This is a genomic window from Bombilactobacillus sp. ESL1202, assembly GCF_058107125.1.
In genome coordinates, this window is sequence record NZ_CM176590.1 from 593,993 (window position 1) to 616,708 (window position 22,716).

At 38.1% G+C, this 22,716-nt stretch carries 19 protein-coding genes and 1 tRNA gene; all 20 read right to left on the minus strand.

Features of this window, described 5'->3' with window-relative positions:
• Nucleotides 1–157: 157 nt before the first annotated feature.
• The 20 genes from AC3B7A_RS02785 to nadE all read right to left on the minus strand — a co-directional run bounded on the left by AC3B7A_RS02785 (nucleotide 158) and on the right by nadE (nucleotide 22,702).
• Nucleotides 158–586, minus strand: a complete 429-nt coding sequence (locus AC3B7A_RS02785) for a hypothetical protein (protein WP_489756216.1) — start codon at nucleotides 584–586, stop codon at nucleotides 158–160.
• A gap of 490 nt (nucleotides 587–1,076) precedes the next feature.
• Nucleotides 1,077–2,486 carry a C4-dicarboxylate transporter DcuC gene (gene dcuC, locus AC3B7A_RS02790; protein ID WP_489756217.1) on the minus strand — a complete coding sequence of 470 codons (1,410 nt, stop codon included), beginning with the start codon at nucleotides 2,484–2,486 and terminating at the stop codon, nucleotides 1,077–1,079.
• 49 nt (nucleotides 2,487–2,535) lie between these two features.
• A complete protein-coding gene (locus AC3B7A_RS02795) occupies nucleotides 2,536–4,218 on the minus strand; it encodes an adenine deaminase C-terminal domain-containing protein (protein ID WP_489756218.1) in 1,683 nt (560 codons plus the stop codon).
• 269 nt (nucleotides 4,219–4,487) lie between these two features.
• A complete protein-coding gene (locus tag AC3B7A_RS02800) occupies nucleotides 4,488–4,628 on the minus strand; it encodes a hypothetical protein (protein ID WP_489756219.1) in 141 nt (46 codons plus the stop codon).
• A gap of 682 nt (nucleotides 4,629–5,310) precedes the next feature.
• Nucleotides 5,311–6,675, minus strand: coding sequence for a 23S rRNA (uracil(1939)-C(5))-methyltransferase RlmD (rlmD, locus tag AC3B7A_RS02805; protein ID WP_489756220.1), 1,365 nt, complete (start codon nucleotides 6,673–6,675; stop codon nucleotides 5,311–5,313).
• 386 nt (nucleotides 6,676–7,061) lie between these two features.
• Complete coding sequence (locus tag AC3B7A_RS02810) at nucleotides 7,062–8,051, minus strand: diacylglycerol kinase family lipid kinase (protein WP_489756221.1); 990 nt, start codon at nucleotides 8,049–8,051, stop codon at nucleotides 7,062–7,064.
• Between the two features lie 11 nt (nucleotides 8,052–8,062).
• Nucleotides 8,063–9,493, minus strand: a complete 1,431-nt coding sequence (gene gatB / locus AC3B7A_RS02815; RefSeq protein ID WP_489756222.1) for an Asp-tRNA(Asn)/Glu-tRNA(Gln) amidotransferase subunit GatB — start codon at nucleotides 9,491–9,493, stop codon at nucleotides 8,063–8,065.
• Nucleotides 9,493–10,935, minus strand: coding sequence for an Asp-tRNA(Asn)/Glu-tRNA(Gln) amidotransferase subunit GatA (gatA, locus tag AC3B7A_RS02820; RefSeq protein ID WP_489756223.1), 1,443 nt, complete (start codon nucleotides 10,933–10,935; stop codon nucleotides 9,493–9,495). Before gatA ends, gatB begins: the two co-directional genes overlap by 1 nt.
• Nucleotide 10,936: 1 nt before the next feature.
• Entirely contained in the window at nucleotides 10,937–11,233 is a 297-nt protein-coding gene (gatC, locus tag AC3B7A_RS02825; protein ID WP_489756224.1) for an Asp-tRNA(Asn)/Glu-tRNA(Gln) amidotransferase subunit GatC, read from the minus strand.
• A gap of 113 nt (nucleotides 11,234–11,346) precedes the next feature.
• A complete protein-coding gene (locus tag AC3B7A_RS02830) occupies nucleotides 11,347–12,495 on the minus strand; it encodes a CamS family sex pheromone protein (protein WP_489756225.1) in 1,149 nt (382 codons plus the stop codon).
• Nucleotides 12,496–12,497: 2 nt separating this feature from the next.
• Complete coding sequence (ligA, locus tag AC3B7A_RS02835; RefSeq protein WP_489756226.1) at nucleotides 12,498–14,498, minus strand: NAD-dependent DNA ligase LigA; 2,001 nt, start codon at nucleotides 14,496–14,498, stop codon at nucleotides 12,498–12,500.
• Between the two features lie 10 nt (nucleotides 14,499–14,508).
• A complete protein-coding gene (pcrA, locus tag AC3B7A_RS02840) occupies nucleotides 14,509–16,746 on the minus strand; it encodes a DNA helicase PcrA (RefSeq protein ID WP_489756227.1) in 2,238 nt (745 codons plus the stop codon).
• Nucleotides 16,747–16,922: 176 nt separating this feature from the next.
• Entirely contained in the window at nucleotides 16,923–18,221 is a 1,299-nt protein-coding gene (purB, locus tag AC3B7A_RS02845) for an adenylosuccinate lyase (RefSeq protein ID WP_489756228.1), read from the minus strand.
• 44 nt (nucleotides 18,222–18,265) lie between these two features.
• Entirely contained in the window at nucleotides 18,266–19,384 is a 1,119-nt protein-coding gene (locus AC3B7A_RS02850) for an ATP-grasp domain-containing protein (protein WP_489756229.1), read from the minus strand.
• 13 nt (nucleotides 19,385–19,397) lie between these two features.
• On the minus strand, nucleotides 19,398–19,973 hold the full coding sequence (locus tag AC3B7A_RS02855; protein WP_489756230.1) for a xanthine phosphoribosyltransferase: 576 nt from the start codon (nucleotides 19,971–19,973) through the stop codon (nucleotides 19,398–19,400).
• 45 nt (nucleotides 19,974–20,018) lie between these two features.
• Complete coding sequence (locus AC3B7A_RS02860) at nucleotides 20,019–20,651, minus strand: glycoside hydrolase family 73 protein (protein WP_489756231.1); 633 nt, start codon at nucleotides 20,649–20,651, stop codon at nucleotides 20,019–20,021.
• Between the two features lie 104 nt (nucleotides 20,652–20,755).
• Complete coding sequence (locus AC3B7A_RS02865; protein ID WP_489756232.1) at nucleotides 20,756–20,956, minus strand: cold-shock protein; 201 nt, start codon at nucleotides 20,954–20,956, stop codon at nucleotides 20,756–20,758.
• 293 nt (nucleotides 20,957–21,249) lie between these two features.
• Nucleotides 21,250–21,335 (minus strand) — tRNA-Leu (locus AC3B7A_RS02870).
• A gap of 57 nt (nucleotides 21,336–21,392) precedes the next feature.
• On the minus strand, nucleotides 21,393–21,821 hold the full coding sequence (locus tag AC3B7A_RS02875) for a hypothetical protein (protein WP_489756233.1): 429 nt from the start codon (nucleotides 21,819–21,821) through the stop codon (nucleotides 21,393–21,395).
• Between the two features lie 62 nt (nucleotides 21,822–21,883).
• Nucleotides 21,884–22,702 (minus strand): NAD(+) synthase, encoded by an 819-nt coding sequence (gene nadE / locus AC3B7A_RS02880; protein ID WP_489756234.1) that lies wholly within the window; start codon nucleotides 22,700–22,702, stop codon nucleotides 21,884–21,886.
• Nucleotides 22,703–22,716: the final 14 nt, after the last annotated feature.

Below are 22,716 nucleotides of genomic sequence, written 5' to 3' on the forward strand. Positions count from 1 at the left end.
TTACTATGATTACCAGTAACTGCACTAGTATTATCTTGGTCGGCGTTATTGGTAGCATTGATGTTACCGTTTACATTAGAGCCACCTACTGAACTAGTCGTACTATTTTCGTTAGTAATACCCTCTACTTGCTGCTGATTATTATTACTTGTACTGTTTACGCTGCTAACTGCAGGATTGTCGATTGTCGATTGTCGATTGTCGATTGTCGATTGTCGATTGTCGATTGTCGATTGTCGATTGTCGATTGTCGATTGTCGATTGTCGATTGTCGATTGTCGATTGTCGATTGTCGATTGTCGATTGTCGATTGTCGATTGTCGATTGTCGATTGTCGATTGTCGATTGTCGATTGTCGATTGTCGATTGTCGATTGTCGATTGTCGATTGTCGATTGTCGATTGTTACTGCCATTTATTTCACTGGGATCGGTCGTCTGAATTTCTTCTCCTGGTGCGGCTTGATCGACTTTACCTTGATCATTAACTTCATCTGCTTTAGTGGTCGTTTTATTGGCAGTTAACCACAATGTTGATGAGAATAAGGTCACACCCATAGTTGCTAACAATCTTTTACTTCGATGCATTTTTATACGCTCCTTTAATCGTCTAAAATATTTACGTTTTTTGGAAATAATTTTGACTATGTTCGATCGGATTTGATACCTAATTTTATCAAATGATAATCAATTAATAATCTTAGTCTCTCATATATTTCATATTATAATTGGTTAATTAGTGATAAATCAAACCCTATTTGGCAAAAAACTCTCGAAAAAGCCCGTTGTGATTTATACATCACACAAAATCATCACTTTGTTTTTTCACATACTTGCCGTAAAGCTGATATTCATCGCATTTATTCTTGTGAACGATTTTTTCAAAAATAGCAAAAATCTAAATGTTAAGTTTTTCTTAAGATTCTTAAGTTTTTATTAAGTTCCAACACTAGTGTTGGATAAAATGCTTATTTTTTAAACAAATTAAGAGCAGATTACCTACTAATTAAGCCACAGAAAAAAGACCAGTCTCAATTAACTAATCAAGACTAGTCTTTCACTGTAAATTATTTTGTTATTACAATAGCACTAACGCCATAATTAGCATCATGATCGTGCCAAAAACCATAGGCACCCAAGTACGTTGAATAATCTGTAAGGGTGCTAATTTGGTTTCACCAGCGACAATCAAAATCACGGCCGCCACCGGCGAAACCGCCCGTAACAAATTTCCTGCTAATTGCATGGGCACGGATAAGGCCATCGGCGTAATGCCAGCGGCTTTGGCCAACGGCACCATCAGCGGAATCATGGCAAAGATTAAGGCCATGCCACTACCACTTAATAGGACAATCACCGCCGTAAAGGCCACCATCACCACTGGTAAGATGAAACCGGCGCCGGTTAAATTGTGCATTGTAGTTTGCACTAAATTAATCAAACCTAACGACGTTAAGCCTTGGACAAAGACTTGTGCCGCCACCAATAACGCCACAACACTCATCACATTGCCCATGCCGGTAAAGAACATATTCGTTTCTTTTAAAACACTTTGCAAATGGTGTTTTTTTAAGCATTCAACCACTACTGCCAAGAAGAAGCTAATAATGGAAACCACTTGAACACTTATGTTTAAGGGTTTCTTCAAACACAAATTGACAACAAAAACTAATAATAACAAGATAATTGGCAATAACGGTAAGATCCCGTAAATGAACCGCCAACCACCCGAATAATGAGGGACTTGTTGAGCCGCCTGCTGTTGACTGGTGGTCGTTTTTTGCGCTAATTCTTGTTGATAAGTTAATTGCTCAGGATGCTTTTGGTCTTGATATTTTTGCCAGAAATAATGCACTATAGCCATAGCTAAAATGGTCGGCACCGAAATAATCGCATGATATTGAAATACATAGGTACTAACGGGTAAATGTAGTTGGGCCGCAATCGCCACGTTATCCGCACCTAACGGCGTCGGCACAATTGTCGCCGAAGTCGCAATTACCGCTGCCGCACTAAAGCGGCTCATGCCCGCTGTGCGTAACACTGGATACAAAGTGGCCAACAAAATAATAGCTAAATTGGCGGCACTAGGAATGACTAACGACATCAATGTTCCTAATAAGAAAACGATGGGGACTAATAAATAAACGGATTTAATTTTCTTAATCGGCTTACTTAACGCATCAACGGTCACTTGGTTGGCTTGAATTTGATTCATATAAGCACTATAACCACCTAATAACAAAATGACAAAACCCGGACCGACTAACGTGGTCGTAAATTGATCAACCAACGATTGAAAAGGATTTAACCAGATATTTCCCGTGGGCGCACTAACTTTCACTTTTTGCCCCAAAATTAGTGCTACATACATCAAAACTAAACCCAATAACAGTAACGTCATTTTAATATCATTTTTTTTCAGCAACATATAAACTAAAATTCCCACGGCAATTAAACTAATTAATAAAATTAAAATGGTCTGCATGAATCCGTACCCTCCAGCTAATTTTTAACGTGCCATCAATTTAGGAAAATCAGTTTTGAAACAAGGGTACGGGCTGTTGCGATTTAACATCAAACATGCCTTGATCAGATATTTTAAGTGCTGGTGAAACTAAGAGCGACAACGTCGACAACGACATAATCTCGTTAAAATGATGATAACCTAAGTCCTGCATTCCTTGACGAACCTGGGCTAATTGTTGTCCTAATTCAGCAATTGGGGCATTAGAAACTACTCCTCCAATTGGTAAAGGTGAATTTGCGATCACTTCTTGATTCTTAACTACTAAATAACCACCTTGTTGTTTGACTAATTGATTCTGAGCTTTAACCATGTCAGCTAAATCGGTGCCCATAACCATTAAATTGTGATGGTCATGCGCCCAAGTCGTGCCAATCGCCCCTAGCTGATCAATTGCACCTTTAATTAACGCAAATTGCAAAGGATTATGATGACCATAACGTTCTTGAACTAATAATAAGGCCAAACCAGCGGCTTGCCATTGTACTTGATGATCTTTAACAGTTAAAGTGGTTGGTACACACTTGGTAAAAGTACTCTTGGGTTCAATTTGAATTACATTGGCGGTGACTGTCCCTGAAATTTGGGGAACGGCTAATTGTAAATCAGCCGCGGTTAAAGTTTTGGCTTGAATCGAATGACTTAATTGTTCACTAAAGTGCACAGGCTGCGGTTTAGTATCTTCAACTAGCTGTCCATTTTTATAAACGGAATTAATTTTCAAAGTGGCCAAATCATCCAAGACAATTAAATCAGCCACCCGACCGGGAGCAATCGCGCCGCGATCCCACAAACTCATACGCCGCGCGGGAGTATAAGTCGCCATATAAATAGCCATTTCGGGACTCAAGCCGTAACTCATCGCTTGCGCGACAATCTTATTCAAATGACCATAACGTAAATCATCAGCCATGACATCATCCGTAACAAAACAAACATGTTCATACAACTGATGGTCAATCACTGTTTGAATAATCTCGGGCGTTAACGACTTCGCCTGAATTTCCACAAACATGCCGTTTTCAATCCGCTGCAGCATCCCTTCGGGTGTTTGCTGAGTATGATCAGAAGTAATGCCGCCATTGATAAAGCGAGCTAAATCTTCATCCAAATATTTGGGACAGTGACCTTCTAAAGGCATGGTGGGCCGTTTTTTACGGCAAACAGCAATTAATTTATTAATTAAAGAATCTGGTTGAGCCACAACTCCTTGAAAGTTCATGACTTCTCCCAAAACAACCACGCGAGGATCATCCAATAATTGACTGGCAGCTTGCTCATCAATCACTCCGCCAGTGGTTTCCATTTGCGTATTCGTTGACGGTACCGACGAAGGAATGGCAAAAAAGATATCAATCAAACTGGGCTGATCCATAAATTCTTTTAAGCCACTCAAACCAGCCACGTTGGCAATTTCATGATCATCAGCCACGACCGTCGTTGTTCCAAATTGGGCTGCTTGCGCACCAAACGCAGTGGGCGTTGTCATTGAACTTTCAATGTGCATATGGGCATCAACCAAACCGGGAATCACAAACTTATCTTTCAAGTCAATTATCGTTTTGGCTTCTGGTTGTTGTTTCGTTACCCAATAAATTTGGCCATCTTTTACAGCAATATTTCGTTTTTGAAACTCTTTTAAGTAAACATTAAATACTTGTGCATTAATAAAAAGTTGATCAACGACTGTCATTTTTCACCAATTCCTTTCAAATTTCAACTGAACCACAATTTGATTATACTCCAAAATAGTGAACTATAACAAATAAATTTTAATTAATAATTCGTGATTAGCGAACTATATCGGCTTATTTCCTAAAATTATTCATATTTATCTTGAGCAAATGTAAAACGCATTGAACGGTACCAGTGGCTTTTTTGAAAGAAAATAAAGTTTAATTTATCAGTTAGTAAACTTATTTTTATGACAGGCCAGCTTTATTATTGCAATTTACGGAGTAATTAAAATCTTATAAAAGTTATTTTTTTCCATTTTCGCATTAGTAACTGCCATTCAGCTAAATTTGTCCCACTTTTACCAATAGTTACTGCCGGATCAAATTTGACTAATTGACCCGTTTGATTATTAATAATAAATTCCACGCTTGCGTTTGCTTTTGTAAGTGATAATTATTGGCTTCCAGTTGATTCATATCTATTTTAACCATCATTTTCCCCATTTTATTGTTATTTAAAAATTAAAAAGCTGAAAATAAAAGCGCTAGCAACTAAGTATAACCTAGAATACTTATTTAAGTTATTTTGTAACTTAAACAAGTAAGCTGCCAGATTTTGTTTTTTGGAACGCAATATGAATTAATTCTGAGCAGAATATTAATATTATATTTCCAGCATAATTAATTTTTATGATAATTTATTAAGATGTACATAAATTTAACATATTGATTAGTTTCAAGCAAAGTAAAATTGCCCCAAAATTATAATTATTAACATTGAGACAACTAAACATTCAATAGACCACTTATAAAATTAAACTAATATCAAAGCTTTCGACTTTAAAAACGCTGTTTTTAGCTAATTACGCTACTATTACTTATGTAAAGAAATGAGGCTGAAAAAGAAGGCGTTTAACAATTGAGCACTAACAAACTGTTGACTTTTGGACCAATACCATAATATTTCCATAAATTGTAAATATCAATTTTATCTTGCTTAGACAATTTAGACATAAAAATAACCTCCGAAGTTGTCCTAACTTCGGGGGTCACATCACACTTTTTTTATTTAGAAAATTATCAATTAAACAAGCTGCCCTCAAACTAATTTAATCTTTATCAATTCGTTCTAGTTTCGTCACACTTTCAACGTGTTTGGTCATTGGAAACATATCAACCGGTGTACTAGTTATTGCTTGGTAATCTGCTCTCAACAAATCAACATCGCGGGCCAAAGTAGCTGGATTACAACTGATATAAACAATTCTTTGTGGCTTTAAAGCCTGAATACTAGCAATTAAACTGGCATCCAAGCCCTTGCGTGGTGGATCCACTAGTAAGACATCAATTTGGCGTTGTCCTTGGGTCCATTTTTGTAAAACTTCTTCTGTTTTACCAACAATAAACTTAGCATTTTCAATTTGGTTAATCGCAGCATTAACCTGAGCATCTTGCACCGCTTGTTTAACAACTTCAATGCCAATAACTTGCTTAGCTTGATCAGCCAAACTTAAGCCAATTGTGCCGATCCCAGAATAAGCATCAACGACTACTTCTTGACCAGTTAAAGCGGCAGCTTCAATCGCTAATTGATACAATTTTTGAGTTTGTTCAGCATTAACTTGGTAAAAAGATTGCGGCGAAATGCGGAATTTTTTGCCTAGGATTTCATCGGTAATATAGCTTTGTCCTGCCACCAACTCGAATTTGGAGCCTAAAATGACATTGGTCTTCTTGGCATTAATATTTAAATACAGTGAAGCAACCTGTTGATTTTGTAAAATCGCCTTACATAATTGTGGTAATTGTTTAATTTTGTCTGACATTACCACTAGAACAACCATCAATTCACCACTAGCTTGCGCTTTACGTACCATGATGTGACGCACTTGTCCGCGATTATGAATTTCATCATAACCTTGAATCTTAAACTCCCGTAATAAATCCCGAATTTGATTAATTTCTGCATCAATGGCTGGATCTTGAATCAAATAATCATCCAAGGGAACCAAATCATGCGAGCGACTCCGGAAAAAGCCAGTTGTTGCTTGACCTTTAATCGTCCGCACGGGAATTTGAGCTTTGTTACGGTAACCTAATGGTTGCTTCGAGCCCACCGTTTTGGCCACGGAAATATCCAAATTGTGCTTAGCAAAATTATTAACCACTTGTTGCCGTTTAAATTCTAATTGCCGTTCATAACGCCAATGTATTAAGGGCGCAATTCCCGTCTGAATATACTTCGGGTCATATTTCGTAATCCGATCAGGTGACGCTTGTAAAATTTTATTGGTTTTCGCAAAACCAAACTTGCGTCCGACTTTCGTCACGATGGCTTCTACTTGCTCATTAGGCAAGGCATTTTCTACAAACAGTGAATAGCCATCAACTTTAGCTACCCCTAAACCTTCATAAGATAAATCCAAAATATCTAAAGTAACAATCTGATTCTTAGTTAAATTAACTTCTGTCATAACTTTTCCTTTACTTAATTTAAATTAAAGCTTGGCACCACTTTGCTTTCTACTCGAATAATAATTTTTAATGGCATTCCCAAGACCAAAAATTTACCACTAACTACGACTAAGAGGCTGGGACAATAAAATTAATGTCGCATTCCGTCGCAAATTAAACGCACATTAATTCTTATTGCTTGCCAAAAGTCAGCAGTTTATGCCTCATAGTACTCAACTGCTAAGAAACTTTTGATCCCAGCCTCTTAACTTAAATTAATTGAAAATTGCCACCAATTTTAGCTACCACCTGATTTAAATGGCGTTTACAAAACCAGAAACAATTATCTAACTAGAACTCAGAACTCAAATTCTAGTTGTTAACCACTTTATCCAGCGCTTAATAACTATTCGTTTAAAGAATTAACTCCTTGAACAAATTGTTCTTCAGCTTGCTTTTCATCTGGAGTTTCAGTATTAATTGATCGATCAGGAATCGCATCAACATCCGCAAACATCTGAATATGGTGGCGTAAAACCTTAATCTCAATCGGCGCATCCCCACCGTATTCACCATCTAAATTAATCATAATCCGTTGGTTGTCATTGGGTTTAACAAACAACTTTTTCGTTTTCGTGTAAATAATTTTGGGATCATCAACATGTTTGCCACCATTTAAAGCTTTAGCAATCAAGACTAACATTTCCGCAATGTTAGCGCCCTTAACAATCAGTAATGAAGCCTTGCCATCACCCAATTCTGAATCTGGAGCAATTTGTTCAAAACCACCGACAGAGTTCGTTAAACCAGACAAGAATAAAGTTACATCACCATCATAAACGCCGTCATCATATTCAATGTGCATATTAATTGGCTTAATGCGGGGCAACATTTCTGCCCCTTTAACCAAATAAGCCAAATAACCTAAAACTGATTTATATTCCGACGGCACTTCATAAGTCAACTCCGAAATCGAACCACCGCCAGCGATATTCATAAAATAATGTTCACCAGCTTGACCAATATCCATGGGTAATAATTGCTTTTTTAAGATCAGCCGTGCTGCTGCCACAGGATCATTCCGTGGTATTTTTAAAGCCCGTGCATAATCATTAGTTGTTCCCCCCGGAATAATCGCCATTAACGGGCGCTTTTTTAGCGGTGCTAACCCATTGACTACTTCGTTTAAAGTACCATCACCACCAGCAGCTACAATTAAGTCAAAGCCCGCTAAAGCTGCCCGGTGCGCTTCATTTTGTGCTGATAAGGGTTTCGGTGTTGTTCTAAAAGCACTAGCTTCATAACCGGCTTCTTCTAAAACATCTAAAATATCAGCGACGCTTTTTAAAATCGTTTCATTACCCGAAGTGGGGTTATAAATCAGTCGTGCTTTCATTCATTATCCTCTTAGCGCTTCTTAATTTCTGCATTTAAAATTTGATTAACCATTTTCGGATTAGCTTTACCACGAGTTTGCTTCATGATTTGCCCCACTAAAAAGCCAATGGCACGATCTTTACCATTTTTAAAGTCAATGATGGATTGTTCATTATCATCTAAAATTTGGTTAATAATCGGTGTCAAGACTGCTGGATCAGATTGTTGCACCATTCCTTTTTCTTCAACCCAACTCTTAGGTTCTGTGCCATTAGTGATGGTTTCAGCAAAAACTTTTTTCGCAATTTTTGAAGAAATAGTCCCATCTTTAACTAGATTAATCATCGTAGCTAAATTTTGTGGCGTTAGCTTCGTCTGTGGTAAATCAAGATCATTTTCATTCAAATAAGCATTCACATTAACCATTAACCAGTTGGAAACTTGTTTAGCATCAGCCCCTAGAGCCACCGTTTGATCAAAGAAATCGGACATTTCTTTAGTATCCGTTAACACGCCGGCATCATATTCGGGAATTCCTAATTCTTTAATATAACGTTGCCGTCTTTTATCTGGCATTTCGGGAATTTGTTGTTTAATTTGGTCAATCCACTCACTCGTAATGTGGTAATCAGGTAAATCCGGTTCGGGGAAGTAGCGGTAATCATCCGCACCTTCTTTAACCCGCATCAAAATTGTGGAAGCCGTTGGTTCATCATAGCGTCGCGTTTCTTGGGCAATTGTTCCACCAGCCATTAAAATTTCGGACTGGCGTTTGGTTTCAAAAGCTAAACCATTTAACACATGACGAAAAGAATTTAAGTTTTTTAATTCGACTTTTTGACCTAATTTATCGGAACCAATAGGCCGAAGGGAAATATTCGTATCAACCCGCATGGAACCTTCTTCCATCTTCACATCAGAAGCCCCAGTAAATTGCACAATTTGGCGTAATTTTTCCAAATAAGCATAAGCTTCTTCTGGTGAGGCAATATCAGGTTTGGAAACAATTTCAATTAACGGTGTACCCTGTCGGTTTAAATCAACGTAAGAATAACCGTTGTCCGCATGCGTATTTTTACCAGCATCCTCTTCAACGTGCATTTCTTCAATACCGATCTTCTTAGTTTGACCATTAACTTCAATTTCAATCCAGCCATCATGAGCTAATGGCTTTTCTTTTTGTGTAATTTGATATGCTTTAGGATTATCAGGATAAAAATAATTTTTCCGATCGAAGTGCGTATGGTGTTCAACTTCGGCATTTAATGCCAAGGCAACCATCACACCCAACCGATAAGCATTTTGATTCACAGTCGGTAACGTCCCTGGCATCCCAAAATCAATCACATTCGTCATTGTATTGGGACTAGCACCGTAAGAAACTGGAGCGGGACTAAACATCTTGGATTTAGTTTTTAATTCAACATGGACTTCCAAACCAATTGTCGTTTCAAAATTCATTAATTATTGCCTCCCAACTGTGGCCGTTGCTGTAAAAATTGTGTTTCATCTTCCAAAACTTGTGCAGCATTAAAAATTGTTTGTTCAGCAAAAGGTTTGGCAATCATTTGTAAACCAACGGGCATACCGTCAGCTAAGCCAACTGGTACAGAAGCAGCTGGTAACCCTGCTAAGTTAGCCGGAATGGTCAAAATATCATTCATATACATGACCACTGGGTCTTCAATCCGACTGCCAAGATCAAAGGCTGTCGTCGGGGCTGTTGGTCCAACAATCAAATCGTAATCTTCAAAAACTTTATTAAAATCATCAATAATTAAGGTCCGGACTTGTGCTGCTTTATTGAAATAAGCATCATAATAACCCGCCGACAACGCAAAACTACCTAACATAATCCGGCGTTTAACTTCATCACCAAAGCCTTCGCTGCGCGATTTAACATAAACGTCTTCCAAATTATGCACATCTTGTGCTCGAAAACCATAGCGAATCCCATCATAACGTTGCAAGTTAGAAGAAGCTTCACTGGAAGCAATAATATAATAAACTTGCACGGCATATTGGGCATGCGGTAATTGGACAGTATCAACTGTCGCACCATTTTGTTGCAGAATTTGAATTCCTCGTTCTACTTGTGCCTTAACTTGTTCGTCAACACCATTGCCCATAAATTCTTCAGGAACTGCAACCTTTAAGCCCCGTACATCGGCTTTAATTTGCCAATCGGGCACGGCTTTTTGTGAACTAGTATTATCATGATGGTCATAGCCACTAATGGATTGTAAAATTTGGGCTGAATCAGCTACATGGCGTGATAAGACGCCAACTTGATCTAAACTAGAACTAAAAGCAATGACGCCCCAACGAGAAACCCGGCCATAAGTCGGCTTAATGCCAAACACCCCGTTAAAAGAAGCCGGTTGACGCACGGAACCACCAGTATCAGTTCCTAAAGCGGCTAACACTTGTCCAGAAGCTACGGCCGCTGCCGAACCACCAGAAGAACCGCCCGGAACTTTATTGGTGTTCCACGGATTTTTAACTTTGCCAAAATGTGAGGTTTCACTCGAAGAACCCATGGCAAATTCATCCATATTAGTTTTACCAACGTTAATCAAACCAGCTGCTTGAGCCTTTTTTGTAACGGTGGCATCATAAACAGGCACAAAATTATGCAAAATTTTGCTGGCAGCTGTCGTCTTAATTCCCTTAGTCAAGATATTATCCTTAATAGCTAGCGGAATACCCTTTAAAACTTCATCTTCTAAAACTGTTACTGGCTGTTGCTCACCGGCCGCCTCATTGACCGTGATAAAAGCATTTAATTGTGGATTTAAAGCTTTAATCTTAGCTAAAGTTTCCTTGGTTAATTCTTGACTACTAATTTGTTTAGTCGCTAATTTTTGATGGAGCGATGCAATTGTTTCATCAAAATAATTCACGTTACTTGTCCCCCTGCTTTAACATTGACGGTACTTTAATAAAGCCACTTTCTTGTTCTGGAACATTTTTTAAGAGAACCTCTCGTCCTGGACCAGCTTGTGGTTCATCCATGCGAAAAGTACTTTCTTGCCGTGCAATATGAGTTGTTGGCTGGACACCAGTCGTATCAACTTGACTTAATTCATCTTCCATCCGAATAATATCATCCAATTGAACTGTAAAATGTTCTAAACTAGCATCATCAAACTCTAGTTTAGACAAGCCGGCTACATGCCGAACCAATTCCTTATCAAGCATTAAATCATCCTCCTTATGATGTCAATCAAATTGTCCTGTATTTAGTTAAAAATTTGATTCTTATTAGCAGTTAAAGTTGACGCCAATTAGCTTCTTTACGCTGAACCAAAACCCTAATAAGAAGTTAAAACATGACTACTAAACTGCTTACTATTATAATCTTTTGTTATCAAAGACTGCAAATCCTGAACGGTCTGAATCTTAATTTCTAAAGCTGGTTGTTGTGGTAGATACTTGTTGGCCGAATCTTGAACAAATTGCGTAAAACTATTAATTTGGGCTACGCCATAAAATTGCGTCGTAATCGTGATATCCAAGCCATGTAAACTACCATCTTGATAATGCGCTTGAGCAGTCACACCGCTTAAATTAGGAAAGTAATTTTGAATATGATTTTTAAAATTCGAAAAACTATCAGCATCACTACTATTAATTGGCGTTTCATTATTAACTACGGGCCAAACTTGATTTTCCTGCTTTATATCTTTCCAATTAGTAACTTGATTTTGTTTAGCTTGGCTCACACCATAACCAAAAAATGTTCCGCCAACCAGTGAATCATTAATATTTTGTCGATATAAACCAACCATAATGGGCACATTTTTCAGACTAGCTTTTTTTCGTAAGCGCGTCACAATTTCGTCGGCGATTTTCTTAGCTTGTTGTAAACGTTGTTCCGGCGAGATTTTCGTTTCAAATTGGGCACCGTAGCGCTCCTTGGTATAATAATCAACATCGTTCATGGCTAAACCAATACTGATACCACTTAAAGTATAACTTTTATCATTTTGCGTATAAAAATCTTGTTCCAATAACTGTTGTAAATAAATCGGATTGCGTTTATCGGGATCCGTTGCACCATTGTCCTCTGGATTTAAACCTGCAGGATTTTTGGCTGATTTCCGATCAAGCCATGATTGAGCCGTTTTAGCAGAAATAATTTTTCCTTCTTGAAATGAATACCGATCGGTAGAAAATTCTTTTTGCGAGATTTCTAGTAAACCACTTTCAAAAGCTGTGGAATTACTGGAATTATCACTATCACTGTCGGCAGTCAAACCGCTGATCGGGCTGGTATGATACTTACCATTTTGTAATAACGTACTGTATTGTCCTGTTTTGGAAGCCCCAGTCGTCATTACCTTGCTGCCTTTCTCGTTATTATGTGTTGACAATGAGGAATTATTTAAGTTACCACAACCAGCCACTAAAAACACGGTCATTAACGTCATCACGAGTCCAGAAATTTTGTTACTTGTCATGGTTACACTTCCTTAAGTTGTTGTTGTAATTGCTCTTCATCCCAAATCAGAACTCCTAATTGGCGCGCTTTAGTTAATTTACTACCTGCTTTTTCACCAGCAATCAACAAATCTGTTTTTTTCGAAACTGATCCAGTCACCTTAGCGCCCAAATGTTCTAATTGAGACGTCAACTCTGGGCGGGTATAATGCTGCAGTGAACCAGTCAAAACAACTGTTTTACCATTGAAAGCATTATCGGTAGTTTCTAAATTGACACCTTGATAAGTCAAATTCACTTGGAGTTGTTCTAATTCAGCCATCAATTGTTGCACTTTAGGATTAGCAAAATAGACGGTCACACTGTCGGCAATAATTTCTCCTAGCGTATTAATTTGGGCAATTTGCTCTTTAGAAGCTTGCATTAATTGCGTCATGGTTTTAAATTCTTGCGCTAATAACAACGCAGCTTTCGCACCAACATGGTGAATCCCTAAGCCATAAAGTAAGCGTTCCAAAGAGTTAGTTTTAGACTGGTTAATTGCCGTCAATAAATTAGTGATTGATTTTTCTTTAAAACCGGGTAATTGGGCTAAATCGGCTGCCGTTAACCGATACAAATCCGCCACATCATGAACCAACTCTTGCTGCCAGAGTTGTTGCACAATTCGAGGACCTAAACCGGTAATATCCATCGCATTGCGTGAAGCAAAATGGGCCAAGCCTTCTTTAACTTGAGCGGGACACATCGGATTAATACATCTTAGTGCCACTTCCTCTTCTAAATGAACTAAGCGGGCTTGACAAGAGGGACAATGGGTCGGAATAACATATGGTTGACTGTCAACTGGTCTTTTTTCTAAAACCACGCGGGAAACTTCAGGAATAATATCGCCGGCTTTATGCAACAAAACCGTGTCGTGCAGACGAATATCTTTTTCCGCAATTAAATCAGGATTGTGTAAAGTGGCACGAGCAACGGTTGTTCCAGCTAATTTAACGGGATCCATCACCGCCGTTGGTGTCACCACTCCCGTTCGTCCTACCGTCCAAACGATTTCTTGAATCGTTGTTTGAGCTTCTTCCGGTGGAAATTTATAGGCAATTTCCCAGCGTGGTACTTTAACGGTATTCCCTAACTTAGCTTGGACAGCTAAGTCATTAACCTTTAAAACCACGCCATCAATGCCATAGGGCAAGTCATTACGTAAATCCTGATACTTAGCTATAAAGTCTTTGACCCCCGCTAAATCGTGACTAACAAAATGATCGGGATTAGTCGTAAAACCTAAATTTTGCATTGTTTCTAACGCCTGACTTTGCGTTGTAACCTGTAGTTCACGTGGTTGCATCAAAGTATAAATAAACGTACTTAACTGGCGTTTTTGCGTAATTTTAGCATCTAATTGCCGTAAACTACCAGCCGCCGCATTGCGGGGATTGGCAAAAACACTAGTCGCTTCTTGTTCACGTTTTTGATTTAATTTTTGAAAAGCTAATTTGGACATATAACACTCGCCCCGAACTTCAATCGTCAAAGGTTCGGCTAAAGTTTCTGGAATATCGGCAATCGTTTTGACATTCGTCGTAACATCCTCACCAACTTGTCCATCTCCGCGTGTTGAACCTTGAACGAGCTGACCTTTTTCATAACGTAACGATAAAGCTAACCCATCAATTTTTAATTCGACACAATAATCTACCGGATGCCCAACGGCACTTTTAACGCGTTGATTAAAAGCCTCTAGTTCACTAAAAGAAAACACATCACCCATAGATAACATTGGTAAATCATGTTGTACTTTAGAGAATTCTGGTAAGACAGCACCACCGACTAATTGACTAGGAGAATCTGCGGTCACTAATTGTGGAAACTGTTGTTCTAACTTGAGTAATTGCTCGTATTGTTGATCATAAACATGATCTTCAACTACTGGCGCATCTTTTGTGTAATAAGCAGTTCGTTCCCGATTTAGTTTAGCCCGTAATTCAGTTAGTTTGGCTGCTGCTGCTTGTTCATCCATTAGTTTCTCCTTACTCAACTTTTTTAATCGGTGCAAACTCAGCTAATAAACGTTTAATACCTGTTGGCTGTTCAAAGGCGATGTCTAATTCGGCACTCTCGCCTTGACCATTGATCTTCACAATCGTTCCGATACCCCAAGCTTGATGTTTAACTTGCTGACCAATTTGCCAATTAACTTTACCAGCATCACTTTGATTAGCTACACTAGGAGCTTGTGGTTTTTGTTGAGGTTTACGCGGCCGACGAATGGAGCGTTGGCGATCAAAAGGTAGTTGCGTTGGTGCTTGATGGGGTTGCACATTTTTTTGTTCCAACAAATCGTCTGAAATTTCATCGACAAAACGGGACTGCGGATTACTTTGCGTCCGTCCATATAACATACGTGACCAAGCACTAGTTAAATATAACCGTTCTTGTGCCCGAGTAATCCCCACGTAAGCCAAGCGGCGTTCTTCTTCTAATTGGTTTTCATCAGTCAAGGAACGACTTAAAGGAAAAATTCCTTCTTCCATTCCGACTAAGAAAACAACGGGAAACTCTAAGCCTTTGGCCGCATGTAACGTCAACAACGTTATTTGATTTTCCTCGTCATCCTCACTATCTTCACTGCTAACCAAAGCTAAATCGGCCAAAAAGTCGACTAAGAAATCTGCTTCTGGTTCCTCAGGTTCATAGGTGCGATCAAAATCTTGCGTGACCGTCAATAATTCTTGAATGTTCTCTAAACGAGTTTGTGCCGCTAAAGAATCTTGGCGTTCTAGGCTGGCGACATAACCACTTTTTTCTAAAACTGCTTGCAATAATTGCGTCATATTAGCATTTGCCTGTGTTTTTTGCAAATCATTAATCATTTGTGCAAACTCTTGAAGATTACTTTTAACTTTACTGGTTAAGCCCGTAATTGTGTCTGCATTAAAAGCTGCTTCCAATAAGCTAAGCTGTTCTTGATCGGCTACTTGTTGCAATTTAGCAATGGATCCTTGACCAATGCCGCGTTTAGGTTCATTAATTACTCGTTGAAAACTTAGCGAATCTTTTGGATTAGCAACTAGCTGTAAATAAGCCAAAACGTCCCGAATTTCTTTACGATCATAAAATTTATGACCGCCAATAATTTTATAAGGTAAATTGGCTTTTAACAATCGATCTTCTAAAATTCGCGATTGCGCATTCGTTCGATATAAAATAGCAATCTGTTTTAGTTGATAATTTTTTTTATGTGTCAATTCATTAATTTGATCAACAACATATAAAGCCTCATCTTGTTCTGAGCCAGCACGATAATAAGAAATTTTTTCTCCCTGCGGATTATCAGTCCACAATTCTTTCGGTTTCCGATTACTATTATTAGCAATCACTTCATTGGCCGCCTGTAAAATCGTTTTGGTGGACCGATAATTTTGTTCCAGTAAAATCGTCTGGGCTTTCGGATAATCTTGCTCAAAGTTTAAAATATTATCCAAATTAGCCCCACGCCAACCATAGATACTCTGATCACCATCACCAACTACACACAAATTTTGATACTTAGCCGCTAACAAATTGACTAACCGATACTGTGCATCATTAGTATCCTGATATTCATCAACGTGAATATATTGAAATTTGTCTTGATATTTTTGTAAAACATCATTATTTTGTTCAAATAAAATTGTCGTTTGCATGATCAAATCGTCAAAATCCAGACTTTGATTTTCCTGCAAACGTTTTTGGTACCGTTCATAAACTTGAGCGGTTACTTGTTCAAAAGGATTATTAGCCTGCTGAGAATAGGCTTTAGCTGTCAATAATTCATTTTTAGCACTACTGATTAAACTTAAAATTGCTCGCGGATCATATTTTTTAGGATCCAAATTTAACTGTTTTAAGATTTGCTTAACTAAAGTCAGTTGTTCCGAAGAGCCTGTAATGGTAAAAGCTCGACTGTAGCCAATTGCTTCCGCTTCACGTCGCAAAATCCGCACACACATTGAATGAAAAGTTGAAACCCAAACTTCCTGTCCTTGTTCACCTAACAACTGTTTAACACGGTCTTGCATTTCACGAGCAGCTTTATTAGTAAACGTAATGGCTAAAATATGCCATGGTAAAATATGCTGTTCTTCAATTAAATAGGCAATTCGATGCGTCAAAACCCGCGTTTTACCACTACCAGCTCCAGCCAAAACCAATAAAGGACCAGTGGTCGTTGTTGTTGCTTGTCTCTGTTTATCATTTAGTCCTTGTAAAATAGCTGCTTCTGACATTAAATAGATTCTTCCTTTTCTTCTATAAATTACATTTTTAATTATAGCAAACTCTTACAGACAATCCAGCATCGCGAAAAGAAAAGAGGATCGGATCCCCTCCTAGTCAATGATCGTAACGTCAACGACCATTAATTTAGGTATCCCAACCTCTTTAATAATTAAAGTTGTAAGAATTATTCAATTCCCACGCGAGCAAAAATTTCGTCAATATGTTTTAAATGCCAGTGATAGTCAAAGGCTGCATCTAAATCAGCTTGACTTAAGTGCTGCATAATTTGGTCATCAGCTTCCAACAAGGGGCGAAAGTCAACCTGTTGCTCCCAGACCTGAGCGGTTTTGGGCTGAACCAAATCGTAAGCTTGTTCTCGACTTAAACCGGAATCAATTAATTTTAACATCACCCGCTGTGAATAAATCAAACCATGCGTAACATTTAAATCGGCTAACATTTTATCTTCAAAAACAGTCAGGTTGTCCAAAATATTAGTAAACCGATGTAACATGTAATCCAAAATTTCGGTGGCATCGGGTAAAATAATGCGCTCGGCTGAACTGTGAGAAATATCCCGTTCATGCCAGAGCTCAATATTCTCTAGTGCTGTAAAAACCTGCCCTTTGATAACCCGTGATAAACCAGTAATATTCTCAGAACCAATCGGATTACGCTTATGTGGCATGGCTGAAGATCCCTTTTGACCAGCTGCAAAATGTTCTTCAACTTCTCGTACTTCGGTGCGCTGTAGATGGCGAATTTCTAGGGCAAACCGTTCTAAAGCTGAAGCAATCAAAGCTAAAGTCATAATATATTCAGCATGTAAATCTCGTGGTAAAACCTGAGTTGAAATTTCTTGAGCCGTCAAGCCTAACTGGGCACAAACCATTTGTTCAACTTCTGGTGGAACATTAGCAAAAGTGCCGACAGCCCCACTAATTTTGCCGGCTTGGACGCCCTGGGCAGCATGATCAAAACGGTCTAAATCGCGTTTCAATTCTGAATACCAATTAGCTAAAATTAGCCCGAAAGTTGTCGGTTCCGCGTGCACACCATGTGTTCGCCCCATCATAACAGTGGTTTTATACTGGCGCGCTTTACGAGCTACTACAGCCAGCAAAGCCGTTAAATCTTGGCGTAAAATAGCGTTCGCCTGCTTAAGTAGATAACCATAAGCCGTATCGACCACGTCAGTCGAGGTGACTCCAAAGTGAATCCACTTTTTTTCTGGTCCCAAACTTTGTGAAACAGTTCTTGTAAAAGCTACAACATCATGTTTCGTGATTTTTTCCATGGTCAAAATATCATCAACATTAAACTTAGCTTTTTGCTTAATTGCAGCTAAGTCAGCATCAGGAATTTTTCCTAATTTGTTCCAAGCAGCATCAACTGCAATTTCCACATCTAGCCAAGCTTGATATTTGTTTTGATCACTCCAGATTTGAGCCATTTCTGGCCGCTGATAACGTTTTATGACCATAAGTAATCTCCTTCAATTTTTATTTAAACCTTTTAAAATTAAACTTAAATTTGCCACAATCCTGTAGCATTGACGTAATTAATTAATTGTTGCTCCGTTTGGGCAAAAATTGTAAGCGCCCCAATTTCCTCATTATCATTGTTTAAGTTAGCATTAACTTTCGAATTAAAATGTAATTGCCACTGTGGATGTTGTTGAATCAAATCCAGAGCAATATTTAAATGTTCTGCTGTCACTAATAACTCACAACCGTTAATCAAGGGTTTTAACTGAGGTAACGGCCAATTGCATAAGCTGCGGAGCATTAATTCTTCTTGATTACTTTGGGTAACAGCAGCAAAAATTTGAGCCGAAAAAACGGTACCTGGATATAAACGTTCTACATATAACATCCCACTATTAGTCGTACACAGTTTAATTGCAAATAAGCCTTGGTAGTGTAGTTGTTGCCCAATTGTTTGAGCAATATCTTGCACTTCTTTCACTAAAGTCGTGTTGTTATTGGCTGTAATTAACGCCGTTTTTAAACCTTGGGGACGCGTAACTTTGATTAAAGGATACGTTCTAATTTGTTCAGCTGCATCTTTGGTCACCATCGCAAAAAGTTCTTGGTGAATATCAACTAAGGACTCTAAAATAAATGAACCTTGCGGTAATTGATATTGGTCAATTTGCTTTTGATCATAAAAAATTTCTCGAAATCCCGGATAAACAGCGCGCTGAATTGGTTTTAAAATACAAGGAAAGCCAATCTCAGAAACGGCTTTTTGTAGATCCGCTTTATTAACCACCGTTACATAAGGAGTGATATTAAGATTATGCTCATTTAAAAAACAACGTTCTAGATAGCGATCTTGCATTAAATCTAAGATTTCTGTTCCCTGGACTAGTTTCTCTGGTTGCTTTAACTGTTGCAGATCAGGTAATTCAATATTGGCATTGTTATAGATTACCAACTCAACTTGCGCAAACAAATCATTCAAATTGTCTAAATTATGATAATCACCAACTAGTAATTCACCAGAAAAATTTTGCCATAATTGTGGTTGATTGGTTAAAACTACCACTTTAAAGCCCATGAGATGAGCTTGGTGAGCCAAGCTATAATCACTAATACCGCCATGAATAATCCCAATTGGGATCTGGGGTTTCATAAATTTCATACTTAAATCTGCCTCATTCTTCTGCAAAAATTACCTCTCCATCTTGAAATCCACTAATTCTCGCTAAGGATAAAATCGGAATTTGTTGCTGTTCAATCAATTGCCGTCCCTTTTGAAAGGTTTTTTCAATCACGATGCCAATGCCTTCTAGTTGAGCTCCCGCCTGTTGAATAATATCCGTTAAACCCGAAACCGCCTGTCCGTTAGCCAAAAAGTCATCGACAATCAAGACCCGATCTTGTGCGGTTAAAAAGTTTTTGGCAATACTAATTTTATTAGTTTCCTTTTTAGTAAAGGAATAAACATCAGCCACGTATAAATCTTGACTCATTGTAATTGAACGATGCTTGCGGGCAAAAACTACTGGTTTCTGAAATTCCAAGCCTGTTAACACCGCTGGAGCAATTCCCGAGGATTCCACCGTCAAAATTTTGGTAATCGGTTGTTCTTTAAAATATTGATAAAAAGCTTGACCAATTTTTTGCATTAACAGTGGGTCTACTTGATGATTTAAAAAACTATCAACTTTCAAAACATCTTTTCCCAAAACGCGACCGTCGCTTTTTATCCGTGCTTTTAGTTCATCCACAATATTTCCTCCTTAACTTTTATTTTAAGCCTACCATTATCTACTTTACTTTTTATCATATTGACTTAAATTATAAGTTTGAATAATCTGAATTAATTTTTTAGCATAGTCAGGATCCGTGGCATAACCGGCCGTTTGCAAACTATGCGCCGCTTCCAGATAATTATCAGCCGTTAAAACCTGTTGATACTGCTGCTTATTCCACGTTGTTCCGTTAGCAATTAAGGCATCATGATCAGCAATTGATTCTTCAAAACTTTGATATACTCGAAACCGGGCTGTGACTGTCTGCCATTGGCCATTTTGGTACTCCTGGGTTTGTAATTCTTGCGACTGATGAGGATTATCATCTTTGACCCCAAACAAATTATAATAATCTGCAGCCAAACCACTTTTGCCCCAGTTACTCTCTAAAATTGCCTGTGCTAAAGTGATACTCGGCAAAACATGGTATTGGTGACCATATTTAATGGCTGCTGGTGCCAACTCATTAATGAAATGCTGTTTTTTTTGAAATTGATTTTGAACTTGAATATTTGGTTGTGATTCTACCACATTTTGGCGCCAATGATTAATCGCCACGACTGCCACTACAAAGCCCAAGCTTAAAATTATTATTGCCATCAAACCATTAATATTATTACTTTTTTGATAAATTCGTCGCCGTCTTTTTGCCACATTTTTTCCCCGATTATTTCTAAGACAATTTTACCATAATCTCTCAAAAGTTTTTATGTAAAAAAAAACCAGCCCACTGGCTGGTCAGAACTAAAATTAAAATCTTAGTCTTTATTAACGTTAACTGCTTGTGGTCCACGATCACTTTCTTCGATATCGAAAGTTACTGATTGACCTTCTTCAAGAGTCTTATAGCCTTCACCGTTGATAGCGGAGAAATGTACGAATACATCACTACCATCTTCACGAGTAATAAAACCATAACCTTTTTCAGCGTTAAACCATTTTACTGTTCCATGTTCCATGTGAACATCCTCCTCAAAACACTTTTTGCATTTCTTTGTGGCCGATATGGAAGTTAGTTACACATGAACCATCGAACCATAACCATTCAAAAACACGTCTTTATCTTAACATGCTCACTCAAGATAATCAATCAAGTTTTAATAAATTTATTAAATTTATTTTAATTAATTATCAATAAACAAGTCAGCCTTAAAATCACGTTACTTTTAAAATAGTGATGAAAAAATCATAGTCCATCAAACTACAATTTTTGCCATCAGACCTCAAAATGAACAGATTATCTGTCCCAAAATGCGGGTAAGAAGACTCGAACTTCCACGGAGATAATTCTCCACAAGATCCTTAGTCTTGCGCGTCTGCCAATTCCGCCATGCCCGCAAATAACACTTATTCATGATAATATGATTGAACAAATTTTGCAAGACTTGTTGCAAATTAATTCATACGTTGCAGACATTTAGCAATTTTTTCGGTTGCTTGATCTTGATCCTGCTCCGATTGATTAAACTGCTCGTGATCAACAGTGCGGTCATCTTTCATACTTTCAATCATTGCCTGACAAGCTTTGACATAGTCTTGATATGCACTAACTAACGTTAAATGAATCCCCATTAATCTAGCAGGAGCTCTTAATGCAGCTAATTTTTGTGTTAACTGAGCGTATTCATCAGTTCCCCGTTGAAAAGCGCCTTGAATTTCCAAATAGTGGGCTGATTGCATCTGTGTTAATTCATCATTTTTTAAAGCTGTTTTGATTTCCTGAAATTTAGGATTTAGTTCACCTTGAATTTCTTGTGTACGTTGCAAAACGTCATTCAAAGTCTGCGCATACTTAATTGCGCGCTGTTGTGCTTTATTAACCATTAATTATTTCCTTCTTTAATTAAAATCTAATTTACATTCTTAAAACTTGTTGTCAAACAAGCTTAAAATTGATCAAACACCGTATATGGTAATTGCCGTTTATGCGTCGTTTTTACATACCAGGATTCAATTTTTTGAGCCGCAGCTTCATCAATCTCATGTCCCTCTAAATAGTCATCAATTTCTTGATAAGTAACACCTAATGCCACCTCATCAGCTAATCCTGGCCGACCATCTTCTAAATCAGCAGTTGGCGTCTTTAAATAAAGTGCTTGGGGTGCTTGTAAATACTTTAATAATTGGCGACCTTGGCGTTTATCCAAGCGAAATAGCGGCGTGACATCGGCGGCACCATCACCATATTTAGTATAAAAACCAGTGATATTTTCAGCAGCATGATCAGTTCCTACCACAATGCCATTGGTATTTCCTGCAATCGCATATTGAACAACCATTCTTTGCCGCGCTTTGATGTTACCCTTATTAAAATCACTAATTTGCAGACCATTAGTCGCAATACTTTTAACCACTGCATCAACCGCTGGTTTGATATCGACACGATAAGTTTGATCAGGTTGAATAAATTCTAAAGCTGCCAAAGCATCAGACTCATCAGCTTGTTGCCCGTATGGTAAACGCACTGCAATAAATTGATAACTCTGATCAGCCAGTTCTTGACGTAATTGAGACACTGCTAATTGAGCTAGACGTCCAGTTAAAGTGGAATCCTGTCCCCCAGAAATTCCTAAAACTAAAGTTTTAACATGATTTTTTTGTAAAAAAGTTTTTAAAAAGTTCACACTTCGCTGAATTTCCTTTTCCGGATCAATTTGCGGTGCAACTTTCTCATAGGCAATAATTTCTTTTTGTAATGGTCGCAACAATCTAACCTCGC

What these genes read in the sequence shown, in the direction of transcription:
- AC3B7A_RS02785 (WP_489756216.1), bottom strand. Translation starts at nt 586, where the DNA reads ATGCATCGAAGTAAAAGATTGTTAGCAACTATGGGTGTGACCTTATTC.
- dcuC (WP_489756217.1), bottom strand. Translation starts at nt 2,486, where the DNA reads ATGCAGACCATTTTAATTTTATTAATTAGTTTAATTGCCGTGGGAATT.
- AC3B7A_RS02795 (WP_489756218.1), bottom strand. Translation starts at nt 4,218, where the DNA reads ATGACAGTCGTTGATCAACTTTTTATTAATGCACAAGTATTTAATGTT.
- rlmD (WP_489756220.1), bottom strand. Translation starts at nt 6,675, where the DNA reads ATGACAGAAGTTAATTTAACTAAGAATCAGATTGTTACTTTAGATATT.
- AC3B7A_RS02810 (WP_489756221.1), bottom strand. Translation starts at nt 8,051, where the DNA reads ATGAAAGCACGACTGATTTATAACCCCACTTCGGGTAATGAAACGATT.
- gatB (WP_489756222.1), bottom strand. Translation starts at nt 9,493, where the DNA reads ATGAATTTTGAAACGACAATTGGTTTGGAAGTCCATGTTGAATTAAAA.
- gatC (WP_489756224.1), bottom strand. Translation starts at nt 11,233, where the DNA reads ATGCTTGATAAGGAATTGGTTCGGCATGTAGCCGGCTTGTCTAAACTA.
- AC3B7A_RS02830 (WP_489756225.1), bottom strand. Translation starts at nt 12,495, where the DNA reads ATGACAAGTAACAAAATTTCTGGACTCGTGATGACGTTAATGACCGTG.
- ligA (WP_489756226.1), bottom strand. Translation starts at nt 14,498, where the DNA reads ATGGATGAACAAGCAGCAGCAGCCAAACTAACTGAATTACGGGCTAAA.
- pcrA (WP_489756227.1), bottom strand. Translation starts at nt 16,746, where the DNA reads ATGTCAGAAGCAGCTATTTTACAAGGACTAAATGATAAACAGAGACAA.
- purB (WP_489756228.1), bottom strand. Translation starts at nt 18,221, where the DNA reads ATGGTCATAAAACGTTATCAGCGGCCAGAAATGGCTCAAATCTGGAGT.
- AC3B7A_RS02850 (WP_489756229.1), bottom strand. Translation starts at nt 19,384, where the DNA reads ATGAAATTTATGAAACCCCAGATCCCAATTGGGATTATTCATGGCGGT.
- AC3B7A_RS02865 (WP_489756232.1), bottom strand. Translation starts at nt 20,956, where the DNA reads ATGGAACATGGAACAGTAAAATGGTTTAACGCTGAAAAAGGTTATGGT.
- AC3B7A_RS02875 (WP_489756233.1), bottom strand. Translation starts at nt 21,821, where the DNA reads ATGGTTAATAAAGCACAACAGCGCGCAATTAAGTATGCGCAGACTTTG.